Origin of the sequence: Candidatus Planktophila sp. (assembly GCF_040402275.1) — a bacterium.
Lineage (GTDB): Bacteria > Actinomycetota > Actinomycetes > Nanopelagicales > Nanopelagicaceae > Planktophila.
The window spans coordinates 19,556-30,251 of sequence record NZ_JBBAMW010000008.1 but is presented as its reverse complement, the minus strand read 5'-3'; the positions used below and the strand labels follow the sequence as shown (position 1 = coordinate 30,251).

The 10,696-nt window shown below is 47.2% G+C and carries 12 protein-coding genes; 7 read left to right on the top strand and 5 right to left on the bottom strand.

Translation table 11 applies throughout. The annotated features are described in order from the left end of the window. Positions 1 to 107: 107 nt before the first annotated feature. Genes AC9UEY_RS03250 through AC9UEY_RS03225 form a run of 6 tightly spaced genes read left to right on the top strand, consistent with a single transcriptional unit; the run spans position 108 to position 5,722 of the window. A complete protein-coding gene (locus AC9UEY_RS03250) occupies positions 108 to 638 on the top strand; it encodes a F0F1 ATP synthase subunit B (RefSeq protein ID WP_509537699.1) in 531 nt (176 codons plus the stop codon). 2 nt (positions 639 to 640) lie between these two features. Further along, on the top strand, positions 641 to 1,468 hold the full coding sequence (locus AC9UEY_RS03245) for a F0F1 ATP synthase subunit delta (protein WP_509537696.1): 828 nt from the start codon (positions 641 to 643) through the stop codon (positions 1,466 to 1,468). A 12-nt stretch (positions 1,469 to 1,480) separates the two neighbouring features. Further along, positions 1,481 to 3,121 carry a F0F1 ATP synthase subunit alpha gene (atpA, locus tag AC9UEY_RS03240; protein WP_509537694.1) on the top strand — a complete coding sequence of 547 codons (1,641 nt, stop codon included), beginning with the start codon at positions 1,481 to 1,483 and terminating at the stop codon, positions 3,119 to 3,121. Positions 3,122 to 3,124: 3 nt separating this feature from the next. After that, positions 3,125 to 4,039 (top strand): F0F1 ATP synthase subunit gamma, encoded by a 915-nt coding sequence (locus AC9UEY_RS03235; RefSeq protein WP_509537691.1) that lies wholly within the window; start codon positions 3,125 to 3,127, stop codon positions 4,037 to 4,039. After that, positions 4,039 to 5,466 carry a F0F1 ATP synthase subunit beta gene (gene atpD / locus AC9UEY_RS03230; protein ID WP_509537688.1) on the top strand — a complete coding sequence of 476 codons (1,428 nt, stop codon included), beginning with the start codon at positions 4,039 to 4,041 and terminating at the stop codon, positions 5,464 to 5,466. Before AC9UEY_RS03235 ends, atpD begins: the two co-directional genes overlap by 1 nt. Positions 5,467 to 5,470: 4 nt before the next feature. Then, complete coding sequence (locus AC9UEY_RS03225; protein ID WP_509537685.1) at positions 5,471 to 5,722, top strand: F0F1 ATP synthase subunit epsilon; 252 nt, start codon at positions 5,471 to 5,473, stop codon at positions 5,720 to 5,722. 5 nt (positions 5,723 to 5,727) lie between these two features. Here the strand turns inward: AC9UEY_RS03225 and glpX are convergent, their stop codons facing one another. Both glpX and murA read right to left on the bottom strand, forming a co-directional pair. Beyond that, positions 5,728 to 6,648: a class II fructose-bisphosphatase gene (gene glpX / locus AC9UEY_RS03220; protein ID WP_509537682.1), complete on the bottom strand. Its 921-nt coding sequence runs from the start codon at positions 6,646 to 6,648 to the stop codon at positions 5,728 to 5,730. Further along, complete coding sequence (gene murA / locus AC9UEY_RS03215) at positions 6,648 to 7,907, bottom strand: UDP-N-acetylglucosamine 1-carboxyvinyltransferase (protein WP_509537680.1); 1,260 nt, start codon at positions 7,905 to 7,907, stop codon at positions 6,648 to 6,650. Before murA ends, glpX begins: the two co-directional genes overlap by 1 nt. Before the next feature lie 28 nt (positions 7,908 to 7,935). Here murA and AC9UEY_RS03210 point away from each other — a divergent pair, with 28 nt between their 5' ends. Further along, complete coding sequence (locus tag AC9UEY_RS03210) at positions 7,936 to 8,508, top strand: cob(I)yrinic acid a,c-diamide adenosyltransferase (RefSeq protein WP_509537677.1); 573 nt, start codon at positions 7,936 to 7,938, stop codon at positions 8,506 to 8,508. Here AC9UEY_RS03210 and AC9UEY_RS03205 read toward each other — a convergent pair. The 3 genes from AC9UEY_RS03205 to AC9UEY_RS03195 are packed head-to-tail and all read right to left on the bottom strand — an operon-like array spanning position 8,505 to position 10,693. After that, the gene (locus AC9UEY_RS03205; RefSeq protein WP_509537674.1) at positions 8,505 to 9,062 is read right to left on the bottom strand and encodes a hypothetical protein; all 558 of its coding nucleotides are present in this window, start codon (positions 9,060 to 9,062) and stop codon (positions 8,505 to 8,507) included. The genes AC9UEY_RS03210 and AC9UEY_RS03205 overlap by 4 nt on opposite strands. Further along, complete coding sequence (locus tag AC9UEY_RS03200) at positions 9,055 to 9,849, bottom strand: ABC transporter permease (RefSeq protein ID WP_509537671.1); 795 nt, start codon at positions 9,847 to 9,849, stop codon at positions 9,055 to 9,057. The genes AC9UEY_RS03205 and AC9UEY_RS03200 overlap by 8 nt, the downstream gene beginning before the upstream one ends. Continuing rightward, on the bottom strand, positions 9,833 to 10,693 hold the full coding sequence (locus tag AC9UEY_RS03195) for an ABC transporter ATP-binding protein (protein WP_509537668.1): 861 nt from the start codon (positions 10,691 to 10,693) through the stop codon (positions 9,833 to 9,835). Before AC9UEY_RS03195 ends, AC9UEY_RS03200 begins: the two co-directional genes overlap by 17 nt. Positions 10,694 to 10,696: the final 3 nt, after the last annotated feature.

Sequence of the window (10,696 nt, the reverse complement as noted above, 5' to 3'; positions counted from 1 at the left end):
TACAGCCAATCGCGTTCCTAGGTTTCGCGCTTGCTGAAGCTCTCGCACTCTTCGGCCTCGTACTCGCATTCGTTCTCTAATTAGAAGAATTTATTTAAGGACAACTGATGCAATTTGTTAACTTAGCTGCGGAAGAAAAGGTCAACCCTTTAATTCCTCACACTGCTGAATTGATTGTGGGAGCCGTTGCGTTCACCCTTCTATTCCTTGTGCTTCGTAAGTTCGTTGTGCCAATGTTTGAAAAGGCATACGAAGCTCGAACACAGGCAATTCAAGGTGGCATTGAGCGTGCAGAAAAGGCACAACTTGAGGCACAACGTGCACTGACTCAGTACACCGAACAACTTTCCAAAGCACAGTCAGAAGCACAGACACTTCGTGAAGAAGCTCGTGTTCAGGGCGCAGCAATTATTGAAGATCTTCGTGCCAAGGCACAAGAAGAAGCAGCTCGCATCACAGCAACTGCTCACGCTTCAATCGAAGCAGAACGTCAACAGGCGGTTACCTCACTTCGTAATGAAGTTGGCGCACTAGCAGTTGAACTTGCTTCAAAGATTGTTGGAGAAGCACTGGATGATCAAGCTCGTCAATCACGAATCGTTGATCGTTTTCTTGAAGATCTAGAGAAGAGTAAGTAAATATGAGAGCTCACTTCGGAGGCAGCAGCCGTAAGTCACTTGTGGCTTCACGTGTGTTACTTGATGCTGCCGTCAAAGGCGCAGATGCACATAGTGCATCTGCTTTGAGCTCTGAACTTTTCTTTGTTGCAGATGTACTCAGCACCAACATTGCTGTGCGTCGCGCCCTTACCGATCCATCTCGAGATGGCAAGGCAAAGGCAGCATTTATCTCTGATCTACTAGGAAAAAAGATCGGCGCACTTGCACTTGGTTTAGTTACCGAGCTATCAAGCCTTCGCTGGTCATCACCAAAGGATCTTGTACTAGTCGTAGAACAGCTAGCAATTGAGGCAGAAGCATCAGCTGCCAATATTGCAGGCGAACTTGACCGTGTAGAAGATGAAATTTTCACAGCTGCTACTGCCTTTGCTAGTTCATCAGAACTACGCAAGGCGCTGACATCAGATGCTACGAATGCAAAGGCGACTTTGGTTGCCGACATTCTCAAGGGCGCATCTGGTTCGACTGTAAAGCTGGTTTCACAGTTGGTTAATGCTTGGAGAGGTCGCAGCATTGAGTCAGCATTTGCTGATTACCAATCGGCACTTGCAGCACGCCGCAATCGCATGATTGCACTTGTTCGAGTTGCCACACCAATTACCCAAGCGCAGTTAGATCGTCTTACAGCAACATTAACAAGCAAGGTTGGACAACCTGTTCGTATCAACATTGAAATCGATCCTTCGGTAATTGGTGGGGTTTCAGTGAAGTTTGCAGATGAAATGGTTGATGGTTCAGTTTCAAATCGTTTGGCGGGGGCCGCACGCGCTCTTGCCGGAAGCAAATAAAGGGAGAAACACATGGCAGACCTAAAGATCAATCCTGAAGAGATTCAGGGTGCCTTAGCGAACTTCGTTAAGTCATACGATCCAGGCGTTGCAGCTCGCGACGAAGTGGGAACCGTTACTCAAGCAGGCGACGGAATCGCACGTATTGAAGGGCTGCCATCAACGATGGCTAATGAGCTGTTGCGTTTTGAAAACGGCACACTTGGCCTGGCACTCAACCTAGACGTCCGTGAAATCGGTACCGTTATTTTGGGTAGTACAACAGGAATTGAAGAAGGAACATCAGTTCGACGTACAGGTGAGATTCTCTCTGTACCAGTCGGTGATGGCTTCCTAGGTCGCGTTGTTGACGCACTTGGAAATCCAATTGATGGCAAGGGTGAAATCAAAGCTGAAGCACGTCGTGCACTTGAACTCCAGGCTCCCTCTGTAGTTCAGCGCCAACCTGTTAAGGAACCTCTTGCAACTGGTATCAAGGCGATCGATTCAATGACAGCGATTGGTCGCGGACAGCGCCAGCTCATCATTGGTGACCGTCAGACTGGTAAGACTGCGGTTGCAGTAGACACAATTATTAACCAGAAGGAAAACTGGAAATCTGGCGATAAGAAGAAGCAGGTTAAGTGTATTTATGTTGCTATTGGCCAGAAGGGTTCAACGATTGCTGCAGTAAAGGGCGCACTTGAAGAAGCAGGCGCAATGGAGTACACAACAATCGTTGCTTCACCTGCATCAGATCCAGCAGGTTTCAAGTACCTATCTCCTTACACAGGCTCTGCAATTGGTCAGCACTGGATGTACAAGGGCGAGCACGTACTTATCGTGTTTGATGATTTATCAAAGCAAGCTGAGGCTTACCGTTCAGTCTCACTTCTACTTCGCCGTCCACCAGGCCGCGAAGCATACCCAGGCGATGTTTTCTACTTGCACTCACGTTTACTAGAGCGTTGCGCAAAGCTTTCCGATGAATTAGGTGGCGGTTCAATGACCGGGTTGCCAATCATTGAAACAAAGGGAAATGACGTTTCTGCGTTCATTCCTACAAACGTAATTTCAATTACTGATGGTCAGGTCTTCTTCGAAACAGATTTGTTTAACGCCGGTGTTCGCCCAGCGATCAACGTAGGTGTTTCTGTTTCTCGTGTTGGTAGCTCGGCACAAACTAAGGCGATGAAGAAGATTGCTGGACGTTTGCGTCTTGACCTTGCTCAGTATCGCGAACTTGAAGCATTCGCTGCTTTCGGTTCAGATCTTGATGCTGCATCAAAGGCTCAGCTCGAGCGCGGTGCACGTATGGTTGAACTTCTTAAGCAGGGTCAGTACTCACCATATTCATTGGAACGTCAGATCGTTTCAATCTGGGCAGGTACTTCTGGAAAGCTCGACGATGTTGCAGTTGCGGATATTCGTCGCTTTGAAGCAGAGCTTCTCGACTTTATTGCTCGCGAACGCAAGGAGATCAACACTGTTATCTCTGACACTAAGCAGCTAGATGACGACACCATTGCAAAGATGGCTGAAGCCATCGAAGCTTTCAAGAAGCAGTTCAAGTCATCTGCAACACACGCTCTTAATGAAGCTCCAGCTGAAGCCCTAGATGGCGAAAGCGCAGAGCAAATTACAAAGTTTGTGCCACCGGCGGTGAAGAAGTAACTCATGGGTGCCCAACTCCGCATTTATCGCAGACGCATGCGATCTGTTAAAGCGACCAAAAAGATCACGAAAGCTATGGAGTTAATCTCTGCTTCTCGTATCGTTAAGGCGCAACAACGGGTTGCAGCGTCTACTCCTTATGCAAACGAGTTGACCCGTGCAGTTTCTGCAGTTGCTTCATACTCTTCAACGGTTCACCCACTCACCACGGCTCATGAGAATCCAAAGCGCGCAGCGATTTTGATTATCTCTGCTGACCGCGGAATGGCTGGTGCGTACTCAAACAATGCAATCAAGGAAGGCGAACAGTTAGCTGCACTCCTTCGTGAACGCGGTCTTGAGGTTAAGCCTTACCTAGTGGGTCGCAAAGCAGTTGGTTATTACAAGTTCCGTGAGCGCTTCATCGCAGGCCAGTGGACAGGTTTTTCAGATACCCCAACATATGAAAATGCTAAAGAAGTAGCAGACTCATTAATCAAGGCTTTCGTGGCAGATTCTTCAGTTGATGCAACTGGTGTGGATGAGATCCACATTATCTTTACTGAATTTCAGTCAATGCTTATCCAAAATGCTATGGCAAAGCGTCTGCTTCCTCTAGAAGTTGTAGAAAGCGATGCACCAGCACCTGCTGGATTGCTACCAATGTATGAATTCGAACCTAATGCAGGTGTAGTGCTTGATGCACTACTTCCTCGTTACATTGAGGCTCGAATCTTTAACGCGATGTTGCAATCTGCAGCTTCAGAGCATGCAGCCAGACGTCGCGCAATGAAGTCAGCAACTGACAATGCTGATGATCTAATCAAGTCTCTAACTAGACTTGCGAACGCGGCTCGTCAGGCCGAAATTACCCAAGAGATCAGTGAAATTGTTGGCGGCGCAGACGCGTTGGCCTCAGCTAGTGCAGGGAGTGAATGATGTCGAACTCAAAAAATGGCCGCGTAGCTCGCGTTATCGGACCAGTGGTGGATATTGAATTCCCCGCTGATTCAATGCCCGCGATCTTTAATGCGCTACATGTAGAGACAACCATGTCTGGTACTACTCGTACCTTGACACTTGAAGTTGCTCAACACATTGGCGATAACCTCGTGCGCGCTATCTCAATGCAGCCAACAGACGGAATGGTCCGTGGCGCAGAAGTTTCCGATACAGGATCGGCTATCTCGGTTCCTGTTGGTGATGTAACAAAGGGTCACGTGTTCAACACACTTGGCGAATCACTAGACGTCCCAACCTCTTCACTCGACATCAAAGAGCGTTGGCCTATCCACCGTGACGCACCAGCATTTGATCAGTTGGAATCTAAGACTGAGATGTTTGAAACCGGTATCAAGGTTATCGATCTGCTCACACCGTACGTAAAGGGTGGAAAGATCGGTCTATTCGGTGGTGCAGGTGTTGGTAAGACAGTTTTGATTCAGGAAATGATTTACCGTGTAGCTGAAAACTTCGGTGGAGTATCAGTATTTGCCGGTGTTGGTGAGCGTACTCGTGAAGGTAACGACCTGTTCCTTGAAATGACAGAGACCGGCGTTATCAATAAGACAGCCTTAGTGTTCGGTCAGATGGATGAACCACCTGGGACGCGTCTTCGTGTTGCTCTTTCAGCCTTAACAATGGCTGAGTACTTCCGCGATGTTCAGAAGCAGGACGTGCTTCTGTTCATCGATAATATTTTCCGTTTCACACAGGCAGGTTCTGAGGTTTCAACACTTCTAGGCCGTATGCCATCTGCTGTGGGATATCAGCCAACATTGGCTGATGAAATGGGTCAGCTACAAGAGCGCATCACTTCAACACGTGGTCACTCAATTACATCTATGCAGGCAATTTACGTTCCTGCTGACGATATTACAGACCCAGCACCTCACACTACTTTCGCTCACTTAGATGCAACAACAGTGTTGTCTCGTCCGATTTCAGAGCTTGGTATCTACCCAGCTGTGGATCCACTTGACTCAACTTCACGCATCTTGGATCCACGCTACATCGGAGAACAACACTTCCGTGTTGCTAACCGCATTAAGCAGATCTTGCAGCGTTACAAGGATCTACAGGACATCATTGCAATTCTTGGTATTGATGAATTGTCAGAAGATGACCGCGTACTTGTAGGCCGTGCACGTCGTATCCAGCGTTTCCTTTCACAGAACACATTCGTTGCGAAGGTGTTTACAGGACTCGATGGATCATTCGTTCCGCTATCAGAGACAATCGAAGCATTCGAAGCACTTGCAGATGGAAAGTACGATCACATTCCAGAGCAGGCATTCTTCATGTGCGGTGGTCTTGCAGATGTTGAGCGCAATGCAGCCGAACTAGCAGCGAGCTTGGCTAAGTAAAAACATGACACTTAAAGTCGAACTCGTATCTCCAACAGAGCGCGTATGGTCGGGCGAAGCTACATCAGTTTCTGCCCGCACCATCGAAGGTGACATCGGTGTTCTCACCGACCACGCACCACTCTTTGGAGTACTTGTCGACGGTCAGGTCGTTATTCACGGCACAAATGGTGAGAACAAAGAGTTCAATGTTTCAGGTGGCTTCTTATCTGTTTCAAATAACCGCGTATCAATTCTTACTGAATCGATTAAATAAACAACCTATTTAAGGTGATGTTCGGTTTCGATCACTCGAACAGTTTTTGACTTACCCCGCATCACAATTGACTGACTTACCGCACCAAAACTGGTGTATCGGATGCCCTTAATTAGTTCTCCATCGGTAATGCCTGTTGCTGCCAAGAAAACATCCTCAGAGTTCACGAGATCCCTTGTATGCAGAATTGCACCATGCGGCCTTCCATCATCAAATAACTGACCTTGAATAGATCCACCTAAGCAAATCATGGCCGCTGCAGTGATAACACCTTCTGGAGTTCCACCAATTCCCATTAATAGATCAATACCAGTATTGGGACGCGCAGTTTCAATTGCAGCTGCAACATCACCATCTTGAATCAATCGTATACGCGCACCTGCCACACGAATCTCGGCAATCAACTGATCATGCCGGGGGCGATTTAAGACGATAACTGTTACATCATTAACCGATAAGTTCTTCGCCTTTGCAACAGCCCTAATGTTCTCAGCCGCTGACGCCCTTATGTCAATAACATGGGCGGCATCTGGGCCGGTAACGATCTTGTTCATATAAAAAGAGTTCTTGGGATCAAACATTGTTCCTCGTGGAGATAGCGCAATGACAGAAATTGCACCATTCATTCCATTAGCAGTAAGTGATGTTCCATCAATAGGATCAACAGCCACATCACATGATGGTCCCTGTTGATTACCTACATGCTCTCCGTTGTGGAGCATGGGAGCGTTATCTTTTTCACCCTCACCAATGACAACAACACCGGTCATATCAACGGTGTTAATCATTTGACGCATTGCTTCAACTGCAGCTCTATCAGCTAAGTTCTTTTCTCCACGACCAACCCAAGGGGCTGCTGCAAGGGCCGCAGTTTCGGTTACTCGGATTAATTCAAGGGCCAAGTTACGGTCTGGAATTGGCGACATTATTCCCGACTAACTTTGGCTCCTAGGGAGGCCAACTGTTCAGCAAAGTTTGGATAGCCACGATCAACGTGGAAAGCCTGATCCACAGTTGTTTCACCATCTGCAACTAATGCAGCCAAGATCAGACCTGCACCTGCACGAATATCGTGTGCTTCAACTGGTGCACCAGAGAGTTCTTCCACTCCGTTAATTGATGCATGATGGCCATCTACGCTCACTTGTGCGCCTAATCGGCTCAATTCATTAACAAACATAAAGCGGGATTCAAAGACATTTTCAGTAACTAAGGAGTGCCCATCGGCAACTGAGTTCAGGGCAATGACCATTGGTAGTAGATCTGTTGGAAAACCTGGGTAGGGAAGTGTTGCCACATCAATTGCTTGTGGTCGCTTATCCATCTTCACACGAATCCCATCTGCCGTTGAGGTAATGATTGCACCAGCCGAAGCTAACTTTTCAAGTGGTAGTTCAAGGTGTTCTGGGCGGGCACCATGGATTGTGATGTCACCACGTGTCATTGCTGCAGCAAATGCCCAGGTGCCGGTGATGATGCGGTCGGTGATTGTTGTGTGATCAGTTGGATGCATGATTTCAACACCAGTAATGGTGATCAGTGGTGAACCAAGACCTTCAATCTTTGCACCCATTGAGATAAGAAATTCACCAAGGTCAACGATGTCTGGCTCGCGAGCAGCGTTTTCAATTGTTGTTACACCTTTTGCTAACACCGCAGCGGTCATGATGTTTTCAGTCGCGCCAACACTTGGAAAATCTAAGTCGATAGGCGCACCTGTTAATCCGTTGGGAGCTTCAGCAATTACATATCCATGTTCGATGTGGGCTTTTGCACCAAGAGACTCAAGACCTTTAATATGAAAATCTAAGCCACGAGAACCAATTGCATCTCCACCCGGTAAGGCAACATCTGCTTGGCCAACACGGGCAACTAGTGGACCCAAAACATTGATTGATGCTCGCATTTTGCGGACAAGGTCATAATCTGCGCGGTGGGCAGGTTCTTGTGGCACGGTGATTGTGACGGTCTCTGCGCTACGAACGACTGCGCAACCAAGTCGGGTCAATAGATCGGTCATGATGTCAACATCAGCAATATCTGGGACATTTCGAATTGTTGTTGTGCCAGCGGCCAGCAAAGAGGCGGCCATAAGCTTTAAAACGGAGTTCTTGGCACCTGTTACAGCGACTTCTCCGCGCAGGGAGGTTCCGCCAACTATGCGGAAGCGATCGTGGGATGCCATAGCCGCAGTCTACTTATAGGCTAGGCCCATGGTTAATTTAACGCGTATTTATACTAAGACTGGCGATGACGGAACTACATCTCTTGGGGACATGAGTCGCACCTCAAAGAATGACCCTCGTCTAGAAGCCTATGCCACAGTTGATGAAGCTAACTCAGCTATCGGTGTCGTGCTCTCAACGGATCAATTAACCGATGCGGTTCGTGCATTGTTAGTGCGCATTCAAAATGATTTGTTCGATGTTGGCGCAGACCTTTGCACACCAGTGGTTGATGCACCAGCTTTTGAACCACTACGAGTTCTTGAGTCCCAAGTTGTATATCTAGAAGAACAAATCGATCTCTATAACGCAGATCTTGAGTCATTGCGTTCATTTGTTTTACCTTCAGGAACTGCAGCAGCTGCCCACCTCCATGTGGCCCGCACAGTAGTTCGTCGCGCTGAGCGTCGCACATGGAATGCTATTCACTCATTTGGCGGTGGAGTTAATCCATTGACTGCAAAGTATTTGAACCGTTGTTCTGATCTTCTCTTTGTTCTTGCACGCTATGCGAACAGAGAAATTGGCGATCAGCTGTGGGTTCCAGGAGCCAATCGCTAAGGAGCAATTGTGTATGTCGTTGATGGAACCGTTTCCACGGGAAGATCTTTGCGGCATACGGCTTTAATGTTCGAGACGGTATGACCTAGTTCGATTGGTTCACCACTTACTATCAAGATCGTTGTGTATTTCTTTGACCACGTTTTACCAAATGTTGTTCGAACTGTGCCAAAAAGCTTGATTGTTTTGTCCTCAAGAGATGTGACACCTTTTACATTTGCTGTAACAACCCACCAGGTGCAGGCAGTAACGGATGCAACCTGAACTGCTCCACATGAGTATTTTTCACAAACCGGAACACCATCTACGGTCTGGGCCAAAGCCTTTGTTAACACCTTGTCATTAGAGGCTAAGCCAACAAGATCTTTAGCTTTTGGAATCTTTGCGAATGTATTGCCATCTTTGCTCATAATAAAACCCTTGGGTGGCCACATCGGAGATGGTGATGGAGTGATCTTTGCCTTGGCTTTTGCCACCGATGTCGTAGAAGCAGCACCTGCTACTGGCATGCATAGGAGAAGTGCCAGAAGTATGGCTAAAACCTTCTTAATCACGATCCCACTTAAACTTTCTAACACTAAAGAAGATTCCAATTGCCAACCACACGAGAAGAATTACAACGGTTCTGCCAGTTTCCCAGCTCTGTGCAACCTCTTGGCTCGCAAAAGAATCAGGTAAGAACACTGATCGCATACCTTGTGTTAGCCATTTGAGTGGGAATATTGCCGCAACCTGTTGCATCCAAGATGGCAACTGAGTAAAGACAAAGAAAACTCCACTGAAGAACTGCAAAATGATAACAATCGGGGAGACAACAGCAGATGCACCGCGTCCGCTTTTAGGAACTATTGAGAATGCGATTCCAAGTGCAGTTGAACAAGCACTGCCTAACAGAACTAGCCAGGTGAAAGTGATCCATTTATTGATATCAGTTGGTAGTTCAACTCCGAAGAACAAAATACCGAATCCCAGAAGTAGAAGAATCTGAATAACCATGCTGACAAATATCAGGATTGCTTTACCAATGAAGTAACTAGAAGCTGGCATAGGCGTACCGCGCAGGCGTTTGAGAGCACCGAAGTCACGTTCTAAAGGAATAGTGATGGCAAGTGCTTGGAAACCTGTATTTACTAGACCCGAGGCAATCATTCCGGCCAAAAAGTACTGTGAAAATGTCACACCAGGTGCGATGGTGTCTTTAAATACTGATCCAAAGATGGCAAGCAAAATAACAGGGAAAAGCAATGTAAATACAACAGATTCGCGCTGGCGAGCAAACTGTCGAATCTCTAAGTTGCCGCGACGAATTCCTAAGGAAAGCGCGCTAGGAATCTTTTTCATGCTCGCCTCCAATCATTTCAAGATAAATATCTTCAAGAGATGGGCGCGAAACAACTAGCTCTGGCACTTCGCCACCAAAGCGTGATGACAACTTGGTTACTAATTCAGTTGGGTTGTCAGATTTTTCTGACTTAGTTATCTCGCCCTCACGCCATGCAACTGTGGCTTGCGAGGTCGAACGTCCGCCTAGTTCGGCAGGGGTTGAAACTTCAATGATGACGCCATTGTTAATTACCGCCACACGATCTGCTAACGCTTCAGCCTCATCTAAATAATGGGTAGTGAGCACAATTGTGGTTCCATCAGAGCGCAACTTCTGGATTAGTCCCCAAAAAGCGCGGCGGGCCTCAGGATCAAAACCAGTTGTTGGTTCATCCAAGAAAAGTAGTTCGGGGTTTCCAATTATGCCAAGTGCCACATCTAAGCGACGGCGCTGACCACCAGATAGATTACGAATGAGAGCTTTTTCTTTTTCCACTAAGCCAACGGAATGAATTACCTCATCAACATTTCTAGGGTTTGAGTAATAGCCACTGAAGTGATCAATTGTTTCTAATACAGTTAGGTCACCGGCATCGGCCGAGCTTTGCAGGACAATTCCGATGCGATCTCGCCAGAGACGAGATTCATGCCCACGAGATTGAGGATCAAAGCCCAAAACTGAGACTGTTCCAGAATCTCTGGTTCTAAAGCCTTCCAGGATTTCAACAGTTGTTGTTTTTCCAGCGCCATTGGGACCAAGCAAGGAGAAGATCTCTCCTTGTGCAATTTCAAGATCAACTCCGCGCACAGCGTGAACATCGCCATAGCTTTTCTTCAGGCCTTTTACTTCGATGAGGCTCATGTG